The 21050-nt window shown below is 72.3% G+C and carries 10 protein-coding genes and 1 pseudogene; 10 read left to right on the top strand and 1 reads right to left on the bottom strand.

From position 1 onward, the window contains the following. Positions 1 to 189: 189 nt before the first annotated feature. Positions 190 to 1068: an aquaporin gene (locus tag ACFZCP_RS21385; RefSeq protein WP_391428841.1), complete on the top strand. Its 879-nt coding sequence runs from the start codon at positions 190 to 192 to the stop codon at positions 1066 to 1068. A gap of 720 nt (positions 1069 to 1788) precedes the next feature. Next, complete coding sequence (locus ACFZCP_RS21380) at positions 1789 to 1944, top strand: DUF6131 family protein (protein ID WP_362695346.1); 156 nt, start codon at positions 1789 to 1791, stop codon at positions 1942 to 1944. 49 nt (positions 1945 to 1993) lie between these two features. On the opposite strand, the gene ACFZCP_RS21375 is transcribed toward ACFZCP_RS21380, so the two are convergent. Next, on the bottom strand, positions 1994 to 2467 hold the full coding sequence (locus ACFZCP_RS21375) for a carboxymuconolactone decarboxylase family protein (protein WP_391428839.1): 474 nt from the start codon (positions 2465 to 2467) through the stop codon (positions 1994 to 1996). A gap of 325 nt (positions 2468 to 2792) precedes the next feature. Between ACFZCP_RS21375 and ACFZCP_RS21370 the strand changes: the two genes are divergently transcribed. The 8 genes and pseudogenes from ACFZCP_RS21370 to ACFZCP_RS21335 all read left to right on the top strand — a co-directional run. Continuing rightward, positions 2793 to 4493: an AMP-binding protein gene (locus ACFZCP_RS21370; RefSeq protein WP_391428837.1), complete on the top strand. Its 1701-nt coding sequence runs from the start codon at positions 2793 to 2795 to the stop codon at positions 4491 to 4493. Then, positions 4490 to 5356: a ferritin-like domain-containing protein gene (locus ACFZCP_RS21365; protein WP_391428834.1), complete on the top strand. Its 867-nt coding sequence runs from the start codon at positions 4490 to 4492 to the stop codon at positions 5354 to 5356. The genes ACFZCP_RS21370 and ACFZCP_RS21365 overlap by 4 nt, the downstream gene beginning before the upstream one ends. After that, positions 5353 to 5904 (top strand): PaaI family thioesterase, encoded by a 552-nt coding sequence (locus ACFZCP_RS21360; protein ID WP_391428832.1) that lies wholly within the window; start codon positions 5353 to 5355, stop codon positions 5902 to 5904. Before ACFZCP_RS21365 ends, ACFZCP_RS21360 begins: the two co-directional genes overlap by 4 nt. Beyond that, positions 5901 to 6176, top strand: a complete 276-nt coding sequence (locus ACFZCP_RS21355) for an acyl carrier protein (RefSeq protein WP_362695336.1) — start codon at positions 5901 to 5903, stop codon at positions 6174 to 6176. Before ACFZCP_RS21360 ends, ACFZCP_RS21355 begins: the two co-directional genes overlap by 4 nt. After that, the gene (locus ACFZCP_RS21350; protein ID WP_391428830.1) at positions 6173 to 7042 is read left to right on the top strand and encodes a class I SAM-dependent methyltransferase; all 870 of its coding nucleotides are present in this window, start codon (positions 6173 to 6175) and stop codon (positions 7040 to 7042) included. The genes ACFZCP_RS21355 and ACFZCP_RS21350 overlap by 4 nt, the downstream gene beginning before the upstream one ends. Then, positions 7039 to 7911, top strand: coding sequence for an acyl-ACP desaturase (locus ACFZCP_RS21345; protein ID WP_391428828.1), 873 nt, complete (start codon positions 7039 to 7041; stop codon positions 7909 to 7911). The genes ACFZCP_RS21350 and ACFZCP_RS21345 overlap by 4 nt, the downstream gene beginning before the upstream one ends. Before the next feature lie 24 nt (positions 7912 to 7935). Then, the gene (locus ACFZCP_RS21340; protein WP_391428826.1) at positions 7936 to 14886 is read left to right on the top strand and encodes a type I polyketide synthase; all 6951 of its coding nucleotides are present in this window, start codon (positions 7936 to 7938) and stop codon (positions 14884 to 14886) included. Positions 14887 to 14953: 67 nt separating this feature from the next. After that, a pseudogene (locus ACFZCP_RS21335) lies at positions 14954 to 21025 on the top strand (type I polyketide synthase); the annotation flags it as partial. Positions 21026 to 21050: the final 25 nt, after the last annotated feature.

Below are 21050 nucleotides of genomic sequence, written 5' to 3'. Positions count from 1 at the left end.
AGAGGGCCCGTGCGTGCGCCGTCCGCGCCGGGCAGGGTTCTCCCCGCGCGGCGGTGCGGGCACACCTCGGACGACCGACCGGCGGCCACGACCCGCTGGCCGGTCACCGTTCGATCGACGGAAAACCCCGGCCAGGATGGGGTGTTTCTCCACTGTCCTCACGCCCGGGGCCCACGGAGACTGCCCGTCATGACGAATGAAGCGCCGCCCGCCGGGCCGGGCGCCGCGGCGGACGCCGTGCGGCAACCGCCGAACCGAGAGGCCCGGAACGCCGGTGCGCGGTCCGAGGCCGCCCGGCAGCCTGATTGCACCGGCTGCACCGGCTGCACCGACCCCACCGACCGCCGTACTACCGGCTCGCTGGGCCGCCGCGTCGCCGCCGAAGCCGTGGGGACGGGGCTGCTCGTGGCCGTGGCCGTCGGCTCCGGCATCCAGGCGTCCCAGCTGTCGCACGACGCAGGCGTGCAGTTGCTGGCCAGTTCGCTCGCCGCCGTCTTCGGCCTGGGCGTGCTGATCGCGCTCCTGGGGCCGGTGTCCGGAGCACACCTCAACCCGGCCGTCACCCTCTGCGTCTGGTACGCCGGCCGCCGCCACGGCTGCGGACCGGCCCTGCGTGAGGTCGCGGCGTATGCAGCGGCGCAGGTGGTGGGGGCGGTCGGCGGCGCGGTCCTGGCCGACGCCATGTTCGCGAGGCCGCTGGTGAAGCTCTCCACCCACGAGCGTTCCGCCGGACACCTCTGGCTCGGCGAGGCCGTCGCCACCGCGGGTCTGATCCTGCTCGTCCTCGGCCTGGAACGGGCCGGCCGTGCCCGGCTCGCGCCGGTCTCCGTGGCCGCCTACATCGGGGCCGCCTACTGGTTCACCTCCTCGTCCGCCTTCGCCAACCCCGCGATGACCATCGGCCGCTCCCTCACCGACACCGCGGCCGGGATCGCCCCCGCTTCCCTGGTCCCGTTCATCGCGGCCCAACTGATCGGCGCCGCAATCGGGTTGGGCGCCGTGGCGGTGCTGTACGGGCGACCCGTGCACGGCGAGAGGGACGGGGCGGCAGCCGTGAGCGGCTCCTGACCGGCCGTCGGCCCCGCATCCCGTCTCCGGGCCGGCCCCTGGCCGCCGGACGACAGCACCCCGACGTCGGCCCTGGCCCCGTCCGAGGCCCGGGTGACCCGGCAGCTAGCCGGCGGCGGCCTCGGACGGTCCTGCCAGGCCGGCCCGAGCCCCCCGGCACGAGAGCCAGAACGGCCGGGACCGCAGACGTCTTTCCGCGCATCGTCTGCTCCTCGAAGGACGGGACGTGCTTCCAACAGGGATGCATGACAACCGAGTTCGGTTTCGTGGCGACCGTTGCAGAAGCCACGGGCGATGGTCGGTGACGTCAAGAATTGTTGCTTCAGACTTATTTGAAGTTCTGGATGTGTCGGGTTCTGTTCGCTCGATGAAAGGGGATCACCGTCGAGCACCACAGGAGACACAGGTGACGCAGGAGAGGCAGGAGCCGCAAGAGACGCGAGAAGTGGGCAGCCCGTGCGGCCGCGGTCAGTCCGCGGCCGGCGCGATCGCCATCGGTCCGCGGCCGGTGCGATCACGGTCGGCCCATGGTCGCGCAAACCCGTTCAAGTGCGGCAGCAGGCCGACCCGGCACCGCGCCCCACCAGGGTTACGTTCGGCAGTCGCGCCGTACCTCCCTGCATCCGAACCGCGTCCAGATTTTCCGGAGGGAGAAGGAGAATATGTCCGGCTTTGGGGCACTAGGAACGGAGAAGCTCTCCCGTCAACAGGAGGCACATCATGATCGCCCTCGGCGTCATCCTGCTCATCGTCGGCTTCCTCACCGGCATATCCATTCTGTGGACCATCGGCATCATCCTGCTGGTGGTCGGAGCGGTCCTGTGGATCCTCGGCTCCATGGGCCACGCGGTCGCCGGCCGCCGCCACTACTGGTGACCGGGCATGCGGCACGGCCGGGACCGTCACGGCGCCCGGCGGAAAACCCCTATCCGAACTGCCCGGGCTGATAGTCACCGGCCGGCTGCCGGACGATCACGTTCAGACGGTTGTAGGCGTTGATGAGCGCGATCAGGGAGACCAGGGCGGCGAGCTGGTCCTCGTCGTAGTGCCGGGCCACATCGGCCCACGCCTCGTCCGTCACGCCGCCGCCCGCGTCGGCGATGCGGGTGCCCTGCTCGGTCAGCTCCAGGGCAGCGCGCTCGGCATCGCTGAAGACCTTGGCCTCCCGCCAGGCCGCGACCAGGTTGAGACGCACCGAAGTCTCCCCGGCGTGTGTCGCGTCCTTGGTGTGCATGTCGGTGCAGAAGCCGCAGCCGTTGATCTGGCTGGCACGGATCTTCACCAGCTCCTGGGTCGCGGCCGGCAGCGCCGACTCCGAGACCGGCTCGCCCGCCGAGTTGAGGTACTTCAGGAACTTCCCCGCAACCGGGTTGCCGAAGAGGTTCAGTCGAGCATCCATGGTGTCTCCTGTGCCGTTGTCGTTGACTGCACCCCTGTGACGAAACAGCTCGCAGAGATGTGACAGCACATCCGGCGTGACCCACGTCACCTCGCGGGATGCCGGTTGAACACCGGGGCCGGCTGTTCAAGTGCGGCCGCGGAGGGCCGTTGACATGCGTCCGCGCGGGCAACTAATTTTCTGTAAACCCTTCCGCAGTGAAATAGTCAATTCAAACGGCGATATCCGCGGTACGCGCCGCGCCTCCTTTACTTCCCACTTGATATAACCCGGCGAAAAGGGTTCAGCCCTCCTGACCACGAGGGGAATCACCTTGCATCGACGCATGCGCTCCGCCCTGCTTGACGGGGAGACCCTGGGGGAAAGTCTCACCCGATTAGCAAAAGCCTCACCGGATTCCCGCGCGACATTTCCCACCGCGGGCGACGACATCTCCGCCGCGGACCTCGATGCCGCATCGGCCGCAGCCGCGCACGAGTTCCTGCGCGCCGGGGTACGGCCCGGCGACATCGTGGGCGTCCTGGTGCCCACCGCGGCCCGCTTCTTCACCACGATCTTCGGCCTCTGGCGGGCCGGTGCCGCGATCAGCGTGCTGCCGGTCCAGGCGGGATTCGGCGATGTGCGCGCGATCTCGCACCGTCTGGCACGGATCGCGGACGTCGCGGGCATGAGACACCTCGTCCTGGACTCCGACTACGGCGATCTCGGCCGCGAGCTCACCACCGTGCGGGCCGACCTGACGCTCGTACCGGCGCCTTCGCCCAGCGGGGTGGGCACCGGACGCACCCTGCCCGCCGTCGAGCCCGACGCGCTGGCCGTCGTCCAGTTCACCTCCGGCAGCACGAGCCTGCCCAAGGGCGTCATGTTGCCGCACCGGACCACCATGGCCGGCCTGCGCTCCTGCGTGGTGTCGGGCGCCTTCAGCCCGGACGACGTGTTCGTGCAGTGGGTGCCGACCTTCCACGACATGGGCCTGATCGGGCTGCAGTCGCACTGGCTCAACGGCGCCGACGTGCACGTCTTCGCCCCGGTCTCCTTCCTCCGCCGCCCCGGTGCGGTGCTCGAACACTTCGCCGAGCACCGCGGAACCGTGATGACCGGGCCCAACTTCTCCTACGACCATCTGCTCGACGCCGTGCCCGCGGAGCAACTGGCCGCGCTCGACCTGTCCAGCTGGCGGCTGGCGTTCAACGGCGCCGAACCGGTCAGCTCGGCCACCGTCCGGCGGTTCACCGAGGCGCTGGCGCCCAGCGGCGTCGGCCCGTCCGTGATGTACCCGGTGTACGGCATGGCCGAGGCCACCTTGTCGATCAGTTACCCCGAACCGGGCACCACCGCCACGGTCCGCGCGGTGGACCGTGGCGAACTCGCCAGGACCGGCGTGGCACGTGCCGTCGACGAGACCGCGCCCGCGGCCAAGCCGGTCGTCTCGGTGGGACGCGCGGTGCACGGCATCGACCTGCGCATCGTCGACGAGACGGGGGCGACGGCCACGGACGGTGTGCTCGGGGAGATCCAGATCGCCGGAGCATCGGTGACCACCGGCTACTTCCGCGATCCCGAGGCGACGAAGGCGGCGTTCGACAACGGCTGGCTGCGCACCGGCGATCTCGGCTTCCTGCTCGACGGCGAGCTCTACGTCACCGGGCGGCGCAAGGAGATGATCGTGGTGCGCGGCCAGAACTTCTTTCCCGACGACGTCGAGAAGGTCGCACGCACCGTACCGGGCGTGTACCGCCGGCGCTGTGTCGCGTTCTCCGACAACGATGCCGAGGGCGGCGAGCGCATCGGCGTCATCGTGGAGGCCGACGGCGATCCCGCCACGGTGCACCAGGAGGTCCGCAGACGGGTGGCGGCCGACCTGGACCTGTCCCAGGTACAGGTCTATGTGGTCAGACCCCGCTGGATCCCGCGCACCACGAGCGGCAAGTGGCAGCGCGTCCTGGCCGCGCGGCGCGTCACCACCGATCTCGACGCCCGTGTCTTCCCCACCGCCAAGAGCTCAGACCAAGGAGAACGGGTGTGAACAGCAGGACGGAGTCGGCTGCGGGGGTGCCGCTCCTCGCGGACGACCGTATGCACAGTGCCCGGGTGTTCGCCGGCTATCAGCACGCGACCTGGGAGCTGCACCACATCCCGTGGGACGAGTTCCGGGCCGACCGGGTGCTGCCCGAGCACATCGTGTTCGCCAAGGGCGCCATCGTGGGCGAGTCGAACGTCGTCGCCGCGACCCACGGGCTGCTCAACGAATTCGCCGACGACTACGACTTCTCGCAGTTCGCCTCCATCTGGGGCTACCAGGAGATCCAGCACCACATCGCCTTCCAGACCTGGCTCCAGCTGGCCGGACACAGCATCGACCACGGCACGATCGCCGCCATGCGCGAGGCCTACCCGCCGGGGGTGACCAGGGCGGCCACGCTGGCCACCAACGTCATCTGCGAGGTCCTCGCCACGCATGCGTACAAATGCGTCGCCCGCAGCATCGAGGAGCCGGTCCTCGCGGCCATCCTGCAGAAGGCCAGCGGCGACGAGGCCCGGCACGCACGCGAGTTCGTCCACTACACCGCGCAGCAGCTGGCGGCGCGGCCCGAGGAGCGCGCGTCGGTGGTGGAGACCCTGTACGTCTACATGGGCACCACCCGCGAGCTGTACCGCCATCCGGTCAGCCGGTTCAAGGGGAACCTGCCCGAGCTGGCGAACCACGAGACCATCGACGAGATGTTCGCCTACTTCGCCGAGGTCGACGAAGACGGCAGTGAATGGGCCAAGTGCTGCGAGCAGTTGTTCAAGTACTTCTCCGCGCTCACCGGCCACCGGCTGACGAAGATGGCCGACGTGCGGCGGGCCATCGCCGAGGAGTCGTCGCGGGAGAAGGTCTCCGCGTGAGCACCGCCGGGCACACCGCCGCCGGCGCTGCGCACACCGCCGGCGAGACGATCGAACTCCCCTGGCACGCGGAGCCGTCCTTCAACTGCTTCGGCTGCTCGCCCCGCAACCCGATCGGTCTCGGGCTGCGTCTGAAGCAGCTGCCGAACGGGGACTACGCGGCCGAGACGGCGTTCTCGGAGAACTACGCCTCCTACCCGGGGATCGTGCACGGCGGCATCGTGAACGTGCTGGTGGACGAGGTGATGGGGGACGCCCTCGCGCTGACCCACGGTCTGCTCGCGTTCTCCGTGACCCTGCGCAGCAAGATGCTGCTGCCGCTCAGGGTGGCCGAGACGTATCTGACCGTCGCGAGGGTCAGCGGCCGCGGCAACGGGGTGCTGCACACCGAGGCGGAGATCACCGGGCCGGGCGGCGAACTGCACGTCATGGCCACCGGTACCTACCAGCCGATCCGCTCCGAGCAGGCCAAGACCCTCATGGAACTGGACGACGCCGCCTTCGGACGCGTCCGCCACTACTTCGACCACGGGACAGGAGAATCATGACCAGCGAGCCCATAGGCCGCGAGCAGATCGCCGCGATCACCACCGAGATTCTGGCCACCGAGCTGGAGATCTCCCCCTCCGACATCGACGTCTACGACGTGCTCAAGGGACTGCCGGGCGCCGACTCGATGAAGCTGCTGCGCGTGGTGTCCAAGCTGGAGCGGCACTGGAACGCCGAGTTCGACGACGAGGCCATCTTCGCCTCGGAGACCGTCGACGACCTGATCACGCTCGTCCAGAAGTACATCGGCGAGGAACCGGCCACGTCATGACCGCCCCGACCCCCCACGAGGCATACCAGGCGACCAACCGGCACTACGAGCTGCCTGCCGAACTGTTCGGCATCTACCTCGACCGGCGGCTCAAGTACAGCGCCGGGCTGTACGCCGACGAGCACACGGACCTCGATCAGGCACAGACGGACAAGCTGCACTTCGTGGCGCGGCAGCTCGGCCTCACCGGCGGCGAGCGGCTGCTCGACATCGGCTGCGGCTGGGGCAGTCTGATCCTGTTCATGGCGCAGGAGTACGGCTGCCGGGTCACGGGCGTCACACCCTCACGCCCGCAGGCCGAGTACATCCGGGCGCAGGCCGAGAAGACGGGCGTGGCCGACCTGGTGACCCTGGAGCTCGGTGCGTTCACCGACGTCGAGGTCGCCGGGCCGTTCGACGCGGTCACCCTGCTCGGCTCCATCGTGCACATGCCGAACCGGACCGCCGTGCTGCGCAAGGTGTACGGGCTGCTGCGGCACGGCGGGGCGATGTACCTGTCGGAGAGCTGCTTCCGGGACCACGCGGCCTACGAGGAGTTCTCGCGGCGGCCGGGCACCCGGCACGTCACCGAAGGGATCTTCGGGTTCGCCGACATGGTGCCGCTCTCGGTGCTCGTGGAGGCGGTGGAATCGGCCGGCTTCAGCCTCACCGGGCTCACCGACCTCACCGCGCACTACCACCGCACCATCGAGGAGTGGGAACGGCGGGCCGAGGCCGCGCGCGACCGGGTCGAGCTGGTGGCCCCGGGCATGGGCGAGCCGCTCGTCCGCTATCTGCGCACGGCCAACGCGGGCTGGGGCTACACCACGAAGCACTACGCGCTAGGCGCGATGAAGTCCCGGATGGGTCCGACGGAGGCACCGTGAACGACACCCCGCCCGAGGCGGCCGGTGCGCAGCGGTCACGGCTGCCCGTCGAACCCGGGGAGATCCGGGACCTGACCCGGAGCGCGGTGGGTCGCGCCGCGGCGCGTCAGTGGTCGGCCGACGAGCTGGCCTGGACGACGCTGCGGCCCGAGCAACTCACCGACACCGACCGGTCGGTGGTCCGGTTCATCACCTTCATCGAAGACCACATCCCCGGCTATCTCACCTACTTCCTGGACGCGTTCCCGGTGTCCGGCACCGACCTGGCGATCGAGGAGTTCTGCTTCAACCGGGAGTACTTCCGGTTCCTGATCTCCTGGGCGAACGACGAGGAACGGCACGCGTCGGTCCTGACCCGGTACCAGATCGAGGCCGGCATCAGCGAACCGGAGACGCTGATGCGGGAGCTCGCCGAGGAGGGCCGCAAGAAGTTCGCGCTGCCCTACGAGAACCCGGTGCAGGCCTTCACCTACACGCTGGTGCAGGAGAAGGCCACCCAGCTCTTCTACCAGCGCTTCAGGACGGTGGCGAGGGAACCGGTGCTGCGCGACCTGCTGCACCGGCTGGCCAGGGACGAGGCCCGGCACTTCGCCTTCTACAGCGAACTCGTCGACGCCTACATCGGGCGGCACGGGCTCGCGGCCACGGTGCCGGATCTCAAGGACGTGCTGTCGACCTTCCGCATGCCTCTCTCGGACACCCTGGGCGGCTACTGGCGGTGGTCACTGAAGATCGCCGACGCCACCTCCTACGACCACACCGAGGCGTACGAGGCGCTGGTCCGGCTCGTCAACGGCTTCGCCACGTCCGGCGGCAGGGCGTCGGCGGCCGACCTGGCCGAGTTCGTCCACCGGATCCGCGGGATCTGACCACCCACTACAGGACAGGGTCCTATGCAACCGAGCAGTACTGCCGGTCCGGCGTCCGTCGCGGTCATCGGCATGTCCCCCTGTTCCGCGGCGGTTGCGCCGTCCGAGGCGGCGCTGCGGGCGCTGGAGAACGCGGGTGTCGTACCCGAACGGCTGCGGGACACCGCGGCCGGGGTGTTCGCCATGGCGCAGGCCGACGCCGTCGCCGACGGACTCGGCGTGCTCGGGCCCGTGCTGACGGTGGACACCCTGCCCGCCGGGGTCGTCCACCTCGCCTGCCAGAGCATCCGCGCGGGCGAGTCCCCGCTCGCGCTCGCCGGGATCGTCGCACCTGACGGAAGCTCCGCCTTCCTCGTGCTGAAGCCGGCCGTGACGGCGGTGGCCGACGACGACCCGGTCCACTGTGTGATCGAGGGCGGCGCGCTCGGCCGGGGTGACGTCGTACGACAGGCCTGCGCACGCGCCGAAGCCGACCCGGACGACGTCCGGTTCGGGTGGCGGCGCGGCTACCACGCGGGCGGGACCGTCCTGGACGGCCTCCTCGACGACGCCGGGCCGGGCGAGGAGCAGGACGCGGCGACGGCGCTGCTGGAGGTGCCCCTGCTGCTCGCCAGGAGACACGTTCCGGTGCCGGGCGTCGCGCTCGGCCCGGACGACCGTCTGACCGCGCTGTTCGCATCCGCCGACGCCTCGGGCACGGCCTGCGCGCTCGTGCTGTCGGAGCCGCCCGCACGGATGCGGGAGCCGGCCAAGGCCGACGTCCCGGTGGTGCCGGTGCTGCTGTCGGCGGACAGCGAGGAGATGCTGCGCGGCAAGGCGGAGAGCCTGCGCGTCCGCCTGGCCGAGCCCGGCGGCCCGGACCTGCTCGACACCGCGCACACCCTGGCGGTCGCCCGGCAGCACCGGGAGCACCGGGCGGTGCTCCTCGCCGCCGACCGCGCGGAGCTCGCCGAGGGGCTCGGTGAACTCGCCGCGGGCCGGGGCGCCGCGGCGAAGGCCGCCACCGGGCGCAAGGTGGCCTTCCTCTTCCCCGGTGAGGGCGGTCAGCGGCCGGGCATGGGGCGCCGTCTGTATCCGCTGTTCGACGTGTTCGCCGACGCGCTCGACGAGGTGTGCGCCCACATGGAGGCGGTCTCCACCTGGTCGGTGCGTGATCTGCTGCTCGGCGACGCCCCCACCGAGGTCGCGCCCGCCGACCAGCCGCTCTACACGCAGGACGCGCTGTTCGCCCTCCAGGTGGCGCTGTTCCGGCAGTTCGAGGACTGGGGGGTGCGCCCGGACTACCTGGCGGGGCACTCGGTCGGGGAACTGGCCGCGGCGACGGTGGCCGGAGTGTTCTCCCTGCCCGACGTCTGTGCGCTGCTTGCCGAGCGGATCCGGCTGTTCCGGGAGAAGACCCCCGTCGGCGGGGTCATGGTCGCGATGCGCATCTCGGAGGCCGAGGCGCTGGAGTCGCTGGCCGGGTCCGGGCATCTGGCCGGGATCTCCGCGGTGAACGCCCCGAACTCCGTGGTGCTCTCGGGCGACCGCGACACGGTGCTGCGCATCGCCGCACTGTGGGCGGAGCGCGGACGCAAGGTGAAGCAGCTGCCGGTCGACCGGGCCTTCCACTCTCCGCACGTGGCGGCGATGGCCGGCGACTTCGAGCAGTTCGCCCGTGGTCTGTCCCGGCGGCCGCCGGACATTCCCCTGATCCCGGTGCACAACGGGCTCGGATCGGATCCCGGCGTGGTCGGCCTGCCCGAGTACTGGGGTGCGCAGGTGCGCGGCACCGGGCACTTCCTGTCCTGCGTGACCGGTCTCGACGCGGCGGGCGTGGACACCTATGTGGACATGAGCGCGAACGGGGTGCTCGCCGCGCTGGTCGAGGAGACGCTGCCCGAGCCGGCCGCGGCGGCCGCGCTGGTCACCGCAGCGCTGCGCGGTGGCGACCAGCAGTCGGACCTGCACGCCGTCCTCGGCACGCTGGGCGAGTTGCACACCCATGGTGTGCCCGTGCAGTGGCCCGCGGTCCTGCGTGGCTGGGGCGGCAGGCGCACCCATCTTCCCACCGGCGTGGCCCGGCCGCCCTCCCCTGCCGTGTCCCGGCCCGCGGATCTGCTGCGGGTGATCCGCACCGAGACCGAGGCAGCCATCGAGGGCGGCTACGGTCCGGACCGCTCGTTCTTCGATCTCGGGCTGGACTCCCTTGCCGCTGTGGAGCTGGTGAAGCGGCTGCGGAAGCGGACCGGGCTCAAGATCCCCACGGCTGCGCTCTTCGACCATCCCACGCCGAACCGGCTGGCCGCGTACCTGGAGAACCGCGCGCCCCGGCCGGTGGCCGCGCTCCCCCGCCGCACCGGTTCGGACGAGCCGGTCGCCATCGTCGCGATGAGCTGCCGCTTCCCCGGCGGGGTGCAGACACCCGAGGACCTGTGGCGGCTGATCGTCGCGGACCGTGACGCCGTCTCGGCCATGCCGGAGGACCGCGGCTGGGACCTGGCCGCTCTCTACGACCCGGAACGGGAACGACCGGGCACGAGCTATGTGCGCGAGGGCGGTTTCCTGCACGACGCCGCGGAGTTCGATCCCGCGTTCTTCGGCATCGGCGGACACGAGGCGCTCGACATGGACCCGCAGCAGCGGTTGCTGCTCGAACTGTCCTGGGAGGCGTGCGAACGGGCCGGGATCGACCCGGCCACGCTGCGCGGCAGTGACACCGGGGTCTACGCCGGGTTGTCCCACGGCGACTACGGCACCGGTCCCGGGCACGGGGACACCTCCCTACGACCGCATCTGGCGATCGGGACCGTGACCAGTGTGGCCTCCGGCCGGATCTCGTTCGCACTCGGTCTGCAGGGCCCCAATGTCGCGATCGACACGGCGTGTTCGTCGTCGCTGGTCGCGCTGCACCTCGCCGCCGCCGCACTGCGCCGCGGCGAGTGCTCGCTGGCCCTTGCAGGCGGGGTGACCGTGCTGTCGTCCCCCAACGTGTTCATCGAGTTCAGCCGCCAGGGCGGGCTGGCGCCGGACGCGCGGCTGAAGCCGTTCGCCGAGGACGCCGACGGCACCGTCTGGGCGGAGGGCGGCGGGATGTTCCTCGTGGAGCGGTATTCCGACGCGCGCCGCAACGGCCATCCGGTGCTCGCCCTGATCGCGGGGTCCGCGGTGAACTCCGACGGAGCGAGCAACGGGCTCACCGCGCCCAACGGGACCGCGCAGCAGCAGTTGCTGGTCTCCGCGCTGGCCGACGCCCGGCTGCGCCCCGGTGACGTGGACGTCGTGGAGGCGCACGGCACCGGCACGAAACTCGGCGACCCGATCGAGGCAGGCGCGCTGCTGGAGGCGTACGGGGCACACCGGCCGCCCGAGCGACCGCTGCTGGTCGGCTCCGTGAAGTCCAATCTGGGACACACCCAGGCCGCGGCCGGCGCGGCGGGGGTGATGAAGATGGTGCTGGCCATGCGGCACGGGGTGGTCCCGGCCACCCTCAACGTCGGCCGGCCCAGCCCGCACGTCGACTGGGACGCGGGGCTGCTGCTGGTCACCGAGCGGACCGCGTGGCCCGATGCCGGTCCCGTACGACGGGCGGGCGTGTCGTCGTTCGGGATCGGCGGTACCAACGCGCACGTGATCCTTCAGCAGCCGCCCGCCGGGCCGGCGGCTGCGGTGGAGCCCACGAGGACCGTCGCACCCGTGTGGACTGTCTCCGGAGGTTCCGAGGCGGCTCTGCGCGCCCAGGCCGGACGGCTCGCGGCGCACTGGGACGCCCGTCCGGAACTCACCGCGCACGACCTGGGATTCTCCCTGGCCACGACCCGGTCGGCGCTGACCCACCGGGCCGTCCTCACCGGCGGTGACCGGGACGGGCTGCGGCGCGCGCTGACCGCGCTGGCGGCGGGCCGCACCGACCCCGCTCTCACGGCCGGCACGGTGACCGAGGGCGGCCTGGCCTTCCTGCTGACCGGTCAGGGCAGCCAGCGGGTGGGCATGGGGCGCGCCCTGCATGCTGCACACCCGGTCTTCGCCGAGGCCTTCGACGAGGTGTGCGCCGGGCTGGGCCTGCCGGTGAAGGAGACGGTGTTCGGTGCGGACCAGGAGGCCCTGGACCGGACCGAGTTCGCGCAGACCGGGCTGTTCGCCTTCGAGGTGGCCCTGTTCCGGCTGCTGGAGAGCTGGGGTGTCCGCCCGGACCTGCTGCTCGGGCACTCGATCGGCGGGCTGACCGCCGCCCATCTGGCCGGGGTGCTCTCCCTGCCGGACGCCTGCCGGCTGGTCGCGGCACGGGGCTCGCTCATGCAGGCGTTGCCCGCCGAAGGGGCCATGTACGCGGTGGCGGCCTCACCCGAGGAGATCGGACCGCTGCCCGCCGGCGTGTCGTTGGCGGCGGTGAACGGGCCCCGGTCGGTGGTGCTCTCCGGTGTCGGGGAGGCGGTCGCCGCACTGGCGGAGCAACTGCGTGCGCAGGGACGGCGGACCAAGCGGCTGCGGGTCAGCCACGCGTTCCACTCCTGTCTGATGGATCCGCTGCTCGACGAGTTCCGCGCGGTGGCCGAGAGCCTGACGTACAGTCCGCCCGAGATCCCCGTCGTCTCCGATGTGACCGGGCGTCTGGCCGCCGCGGACGAGTTGTGCTCCCCCGAGTACTGGGTCCGCCATGTGCGCGGCACGGTCATGTTCCTCGACGGGATGCGCACCCTGCAGGACGCGGGTGTCACCACGTTCCTGGAGCTGGGACCGGAGACGACGCTCACCGAGATGGCCGCCGACTGCCTCGCCGAGCCCACCGACGCGGCCGTGATCCCCGTCCTGCGGCACGACGACGTGCTCGGCGCCGTCGCGGCCCTGCAGGTCCGCGGCCATGGACCGGACTGGTCGGCGTGGTACGCCGGGAGCGGGGCACGCCGCGTCGACCTGCCCACGTACGCCTTCCAGCGCAAGCGGTTCTGGCTGCTGCCCGACAGGGTGGACAGGGAGCCCGGACAGCCGGACTCGGCGTTCTGGGCCGCGGTGGAGAGCCAGGACCTCCAGCGCCTGGCCCACCTGCTCGGCACGAGCACCGACCGGACGTTCGGCGAGGTGCTGCCAGCGATGGCGCAGTGGTGGCGCACCCGTGAGCGGAAGGCCGCGACGGACGCACTGCGGTACCGGATCAGCTGGCAGCCGGCCGCCGACCAGGTCGCGGTCCGGCGGAACTGGCTGATCGTGCACGGCGAGGACCTGCCGGTACCGGAACCGCTCCAGGAGGCCCTCGGCACCAGGACACTTGCGCTCGGCAGCGGCGCGGACCGCGCGGAGATCACCGAGCGGCTCACCGCCCTGACGAACGGCGGGCCCGGCGTCGTCGACGGGGTGCTGTCCCTGCTGGCCCTGGACGAACGGGGGCGCCCCGGAGCGGCCGGTGTCCCCGCGGGGCTCGCGCTGAGCACGGCCCTCGTCCAGGCCATGGGAGACGCCGGACTCGACGTGCCGTTGTGGTGCGCGACGCAGGGAGCGGTGTCCACAGGCCTGGGCGACCGGCTCCGCAGCCCGGCGCAGGCCATGGTGTGGGGGCTCGGCCGGGTCGCGGCGCTGGAGCATCCCCAGCGCTGGGGCGGGCTGGTCGATCTCCCGGCCGTGGTGGACGCGCAGGCCGCCGAGCGGGTGGCCGGCGTGCTGTCCGGCACCGAGGACCAGGTCGCCGTGCGCGCCTTGGGGGTGTTCGTCCGGCGGCTGCTGCACGCGCCGGCCGCGGCCGGCCCCCGGCGCGGCTGGCCCCTGCGCGGGACCACGCTCGTCACCGGAGCGTTCGGCGCGCTGGGCAGGCGGGTCGCCCGGTGGCTCGCCGAGGAAGGCGTCGAGCGGCTGCTCCTGACGGGCAGGAACGCGCACGACCCCGAGCTGGTCGCCGAGCTGACCGCGCTCGGCGCCGAGGTCGACGTCGCCGCCTGTGACGTGGGCGACCGGGACGAGGTGGCGGCCCTGCTCGCCGCCGTCCCCGAGGCCCGCCCGCTGACCGCGGTCGTCCACGCGGCCGGAGTACTCGACGACGGCGTGATCGACGCCCTGGACCCGCAGCGGTTCGAGCAGGTCCTGCACGCCAAGACCGGGGGTGCCCGGCACCTCCACGAACTCGCCGGCGACCTCGCGGCGTTCGTGCTGTTCTCCTCGGCGACCGGCGCCGTCGGCAATGCCGGCCAGGCCAACTACGCGGCCGCGAACACGTACCTCGACGCCCTGGCGGAACAACGCCGGTCCGACGGGCTCGCGGCCACGTCGGTGGCCTGGGGACCGTGGGGAGCCGCCGGCATGGCGGTGGACGGGACGGACGCGGACACCGTCGGTGCACGGCTGCGCCGCAACGGCATGACGGTGCTCGACCCGGACCTGGCGATCGCCGCGCTGGCGCTGGCCTTCGCGCAGGACGAGTCCGGGCTGGTGATCGCGGACGTCGACTGGGCGCGGTTCCTCTCGGTGTTCGCCACCACCCGGCACAGCCCCCTGCTCGCCAACCTGCCCGAGGTGCAGCACAGCAAGGCCGACACGCCACAGACGGACGCCTCCTCGCTCGTACTGCGGCTGGGGGGAATGTCCCCGGCCGAGCGGGGCCGCGCGCTGCGCGACCTGGTGTGCCGGCACGCCGCGCGGGTGCTCGGGCACGACTCGGCCGCGCAGATACGGCCCGGCAAGCCCTTCCACGAACAGGGGCTCAACTCCCTGGGTGTCGTGGAGTTGCGCAACCTGCTGAGCAGGGAGACCGGGCTGCGGGTGCCGGCGAACGCGATGTTCGACCATCCCACGCCCTTGGCGCTGGCCGGCTATCTCGACGCGGAACTCGCCCCGGACGCCGAGGAGCCCGAGCACACCGGGGAGCCCAGGCGCCCCGGGGAATCCGGGCACATGAGGGAATCCGTGCAGACCGCTGGGGCGGGTGCCGGGGAGGCCGATCTCGACACCATGCTCAGCCGCGCCGAAGAGGAGCTCTCCTTGATGCTGAAGGACCGGCTCGATGACTGACGGCAAGGTGCTCGACACCCTGCAACGCCTCACCGCCGCGCTGCGGGATACCCGGGAGCGGCTGCGTGCGGCCGAGGCCGACGCCCATGAGCCGATCGCCGTCGTGGGCATGGGCTGCCGGTACGCCGGTGACGTGAGCGATCCGGACGGGCTGTGGCGGCTGCTGCGCGAGAGCCGGGACGCGGTGACGGCGTTTCCCGGCGACCGCGGGTGGCCGGACGAGTTCACCGGCGCGGGCGCGTTCCTGTCCGACCCGGCCTGGTTCGACGCCCGCTTCTTCGGGATCGGCCCCCGTGAGGCCCTGTCGATGGACCCGCAGCAACGGCTGATGCTGGAGATCTCGTGGGAAGCGGTGGAGCGGGCCGGAATCGACCCGGTCTCCCTGCGCGGCTCCCGGACCGGCGTGTTCACCGGCACCAACGACCACGACTACCGCAGGCTGCTGGGCGAGGTCAGCAACCACAACGAGCACGGTGACCATCTGGCGACGGCCACCGCGGCGAGCGTGCTGTCCGGACGCGTCTCCTACCTGCTCGGCCTGGAGGGCCCCTCGGTCTCCATCGACACCGCGTGCTCCTCCTCCCTGGTGGCCCTGCACATGGCCGTTCGCTCGCTGCGGTCCCGGGAGTGCGATCTCGCGCTGGCCGGGGGCGTCCTGGTGATGGCCACGCCCGGTATCTTCGCCGCCTTCCACGGCAACGGCGGGCTGGCCGCGGACGGCCGCTGCAAGGCGTTCGCCGAGGCCGCGGACGGGGTCGGCTGGGGCGAGGGCGCCGGGGTCGTGCTCGTCGAGCGGCTGACGGACGCCCTCGCACACGGTCACCCGGTGCTGGCGGTGGTCCGGGGCACCGCGATCAATTCGGACGGTGCGTCCAACGGACTGACCGCGCCGAACGGGCTGTCGCAGCAGCGGGTCATCCGCGATGCGCTGGCCGACGCCGGTCTGCGGGCCCGGGACGTGGACGCCGTGGAAGCCCATGGCACGGGGACCCGGCTCGGCGACCCCATCGAGGCATCGGCCCTGCAGGCCGTCTACGGCCGCGACCGGGAAACCCCGCTGGCCATCGGCTCGGTGAAGTCGAACATCGGACACACCCAGGCTGCCGCCGGCATCGCCGGAGTTCTCAAGACGGTGCTGGCACTGCGGCACCGGACCCTCCCGAGGACCCTGCACGTGGACAGCCCCTCGCCCCATGTCGACTGGAGCACGGGCGCGTTGGAGCTGCTCACCGAGAGCCGCCCCTGGCGGACGGGCGCGGGCCGGCCCCGGCGGGCCGGGGTGTCCGCGTTCGGGATCAGCGGCACCAACGCCCATGTGATTCTCGAAGAGGCTCCGCCCGTCGACGCGCCGGATGCGGCCCCGTCGACCGAAGTCACCTCGGCGCCCGGAGCCACCGTTGCGCCGGAGGCCGCCGGGGCGTCGCCGGCCGTCGGGACACCGGATGCCGTCGACGTGCCGAAGGCCGCCCCGTCGCAGCCGCTGCCCTGGGTGCTCTCGGCGCACACCGAATCCGCACTGACGGCCCGGGCGAGACAGCTGCTGCCGCACCTGGACGGCAGGGATCCGGCCGCTCTCGCGTACGCGCTGGTCACCACCCGCAGCACGTTCGAACACCGCGCGGTGGTGCTGGATGCCGACCCCCGGGACGGGTTGACCGCACTGAGCCGGGGCGGCACCGCGCCGGGCCTCGTCACGGGCATGGCCGACCGGACGGGCAAGGTGGTGTTCGTCTTCCCCGGCCAGGGCGGTCAGTGGGCGGGCATGGCCGCCGACCTGCTGGAGTCGTCGTCGGTGTTCCGCGAACACCTCGACCGCTGTGCCCGAGCGCTGGCCCCGCACGTCGACTGTGACCTGCCGGCGGTGCTGCGGCAGCAGCCGGGGGCACCCTCGCTGGAGCGCGTGGACGTGGTGCAGCCGGCGCTGTTCGCGGTGATGGTCTCCCTCGCCGGCCTCTGGCGCGCCGGCGGGGTCGAGCCGGATGCCGTGGTCGGCCACAGCCAGGGCGAGATCGCCGCCGCGCACGTCGCGGGCGCGCTGTCCCTGGAGGATGCCGCGCTGGTGGTCGCCCGGCGCGCCAAGGCGCTGACGGAGCTGTCCGGCCGTGGCGGCATGGCCTCGGTGGAACTGCCCGCGGAGGAACTGCGGTCCCGGCTGGATGAGCGGCTGTCGATCGCGACGGTCAACGGCCCCGGGTCCACAGTGGTCGCCGGAGCCGACGACGCGCTCGACGCGCTGCTGGAGGACCTGGCCGCCGCCGGTGTGCGGGCCCGCAGGCTGGCCGTGGACTACGCGTCCCATTCGCCCGAGGTCGAGGTCGTCCGCGACCGCGTGCTCGCGGAGCTGGCACCGGTTTCGCCGAAGGCCACGGACATCCCCTTCCACTCGGCGGTCTCCGGCGGGGTACTTTCCGGCACGGAGCTGGACGCCGGGTACTGGTACCGGAACCTGCGCCTGCCCGTGCGGTTCCACGAGGCCGTCACCTCGTGTGCGGCGCCGGAGCACTCGTTCTTCGTCGAGGTCGGCCCGCATCCCGTCCTGGTTCCGGCGGTAGTGGAAGCCGTCGGCGACAAGGCGGTGGTCGTCGGTTCGCTGCGCCGCCGGGAAGACGGGCGCAGGGCCCTTCTCCGCTCCTTCGCCGAGCTGTACGTCCGCGGCCTCGAACCGCGCTGGACCGCGTGGGCGGGGCCGGACACACCCGCTCACGCCGAACTGCCCACCTATCCCTTCGAGCGCAAGCGGTACTGGCTGCTGCCGGGCGAGGCTCGCAGCGGTGGCCATCCCGTCCTCGGGACCGCCGTCGAACTGGCGGACAGCAACGAGTTCGTACTGACCGGGCGTCTGTCGGTCACAGCGTTCCCGTGGCTGGCCGACCACCGGGTGCTGGACGAGGTGATCCTGCCCGGCACCGCCTGGCTCGACTTCGCGCTGTGCGCGGGCGCTGCGGCGAACTGCGCCACCGTCGAGGAACTGACCCTGGAGAGGCCCCTGGCCCTGCCCGACGACGAGGGCGCCGTGACGGTGCAGCTGCGCGTCGGTGCGCCGGATCGCTCCGGGCGCCGCAGCCTGGACCTCCATGCGCGGGCCGAGGATACGGGCTGGGTGCACCACGGCCGGGGTGTGCTGAGCCCGGCGCCCACCGAGCCCAGCGAGCCCTCCGAGCCTGAGTCCTCCGAGCCCGAGGCGTCCGAGGCGGCCAGGACGTCCGAGGCACCCAGGACTTCCGGGCTGCCCGAGGTGTCCGAGAGGTCCGAGCGGTGGCCACCCGCCGGTGCGGAACCGGTCCCGCACGCCGGGCTCTATCCCTCGCTCGTGGACCGCGGTCTGCGCTACGGCCCGGCGTTCCAGGGACTGCGGCAGGTGTGGCGGCGGGGCGACACGGTCTACGCCGAGGTGGCCTGCCCGGTGGACCCCCGCGGTTTCGTGGTCCATCCCGCGCTGCTGGACTCCGCTCTGCACGCACTCGCCTTCGGCGGCGTCGCGCCCGCCCCCGTTGGTGAGGCGGAACGGAACGCGCAGGGCAGCCTTTCGACGGCGCCAGAAGGTCCCTTGCTCCCGTTCGCCTGGACCGGGGTGAGCGCAATCGCAGCCAGCGCAACCGGGGTGAGCGCAATCACGACAAGCGCAACCGGGGCAAGCGCACGCGCGGCCGCGCCGTCCACGCTGCGGGTGCGGCTGCAGGGGTCCTTCGCCGACGGGATACGCCTCTCGGTCACCGACGGCGAGGGCGAGCCGGTGCTGTCCGTGGACTCGCTCGTGCTGCGCCCGGCTGCCGCGCGGACGGAGGGGGCGAACGCCCCGCGGGACGCGCTGTTCCGGAACAAGTGGGTGGAGGTGCACCCGGCGAGCGGCGTGGCACCGGACGGCATCGCTGCCGTCGGGTTCGAGACCGACCGGTTCACCTGCTTCCCGGATCTGCGCGCGCTGGAGAAGGCGCTCGCCGCGGGGCTGCCGGCACCCGGCGCGGTGCTCGTCGACGGCTCCGCGGGTTCGGTACGGGAATCCGCGCACCGCGCACTGGGGCTGGTCCAGGCGTGGATCGCCGGCCCGCAGTTCGCCGGCTCCAGGCTGGTGTTCCTCACCTCGGGCGCCGTGGCCGCCAGGACCGGCGACGACGTCCCCGACCTGGCCGGCGCGGCCGTCATCGGCCTGGTGCGGTCGGCGCAGACCGAGGAACCCGGCCGGTTCGTCCTGCTGGACGCGGACGAGATCACCCCGCAGACGATGGCCGCCGCCCTGGCCGCGGACGAACCGGAGGTCGCGTTACGAGGCGGACAGGTACTGGCCCGTCGGCTGGTGCGGGCCGTCCCCCGGGGCGCCGGGAGGTTCGGCGGACCGAAGGACACGGTGCTGATCACCGGCGGCACCGGAACGCTCGGCCGGCTGCTGGCCCGCCACCTGGTCACCACGCACGGGGTGCGCAACCTGGTCCTGGTCGGCCGGAGCGGACAGGCACCCGGGCTCCAGGATGAACTCGCCGCGCTGGGCGCAGCTGTCACCGTGGCCGCCTGCGACGTCGCGGACCGGACGCAGCTGGCCGGACTCCTCGCCGCACACCGGCCGACCGTCGTCGTCCACGCCGCCGGGGTGCTCGACGACGGTGTGGTGACGGCCCTGACACCGGACCGCGTCGACGCCGTCCTGCGCCCGAAGGCGGAGGCCGCGCTCGCCCTGCACGAGCTGACCCGGGACCTGCCGCTGAAGTCGTTCGTGCTGTTCTCCTCGGCCGCCGCCACCGCGGGCAGTGCGGGGCAGTCGAACTACGCCGCCGCCAACGCCGTACTCGACGCGCTGGCGCACCACCGGCGCGCACGGGGGCTTCCCGGACTCTCACTCGCCTGGGGGCTGTGGGCGCAGCGCAGTGCCATGACCCGTCATCTCGACGCGTCGGCGGACTCCCTGTCCACGGCTCAGGCCCTGGCGCTCTTCGACGCCGCCGTCGCGCTCGGGGATCCGGTGCTGGTACCCGCCCGGCTCGATCTGAGCGGGCCGGAGCGGCCGCTGCTGCGCGAGCTGGTGAGCCGGCCACAGCTCCCGGAAGCCGGTCTGCGTCGGCCGCTGGACGGCCTCGACGAGGCGGAGCGGCGACAGGCGCTGCTGGACCTGGTGCTGAGCCGGACCGCTCTGGCCCTCGGGCACCAGAACGCGGACGAACTCGGTGCGCACGCCGGGTTCCTGGAGATGGGTGTGGACTCGCTGGCCGCCGTCCGTATCCGCAACGACCTCAACGAGGCACTGGACCTGCGGCTGCGGCCGACGGTGGTCTTCGACCAGCAGAGCCCGCTGGTGCTCGTCGGGCATCTGGAGGAGGTGCTGGACCGCCCGCGGGACGGCACGGCGGCCGACGAGGAGCGCGAGACCATCAGCCAGATGCTCGTCCGGATCGCCGCCACCGACTGGGCGCAGCGGCGCTCCTACTACACCTCGCTGGGCGAACTGCCGGGCATCCCGCGGCCCACCCGGCTGGCGCGTGGCCCCGAGGGGCCCGCTCTGGTGTGTGTCACCTCGGCCGTGGGCACGTCGGATCCGGTGCAGTACGCGCGCCTGGCGAAGCCGTTCCAGGGCGAGCGGGACGTCTGGGTGCTGCGGCAGATGGGCTTCCGCGACGGCGACATGCTCCCGCGGAGCGCGGACGTGCTGCTGGAGACGCATGTCGCCGCTCTGCGGGAGGAGCTGGGTGACAGGCCCTTCGTGCTCACCGGCCTGTCCTCCGGCGGGCTGATCGCGCACATGCTCGCCCGGTACCTCCACGACCTGGGCACCCCGCCCGCCGGTGTCGTCCTGCTGGACAGCTACCCCCCGGGCGACGACGAGCGGCTGGCCTTTCTGGCTCCGGGTCTGCGCGGGGAGTTGCAGGACCGGGCCGACGACGCGGGTGTCGCGATGCCCGAGGACGACAGCTGGATCACCGCCATGCTGCACTACGAAACGTTCGACTGGCCGTTCCAGGACCTGCCGGCTCCGGTGCTGTTCGTGCGTGCGGGCTCTCCGCTGGAGGGCTGGCCGGCCGACTGGGCGCCCGTCTGGCCGTTCGAGCACACCGGCGTCGTCACACGCGGCAACCACTTCACCATGCTGGAGGAGGAAGCCCCGTACACGGCGGGGCTGATGCGTGACTGGCTGCGGGAGACCTTCGGCTGACGCCGGTGGGCCGGGGGACGGTTCG

It is taken from the genome of Streptomyces sp. NPDC007971 (genome assembly GCF_042958635.1).
Taxonomy (GTDB): Bacteria; Actinomycetota; Actinomycetes; order Streptomycetales; family Streptomycetaceae; genus Streptomyces.
Note: the sequence above shows the minus strand (reverse complement) of the source record. Positions and strands in the feature narration are given on the sequence as shown.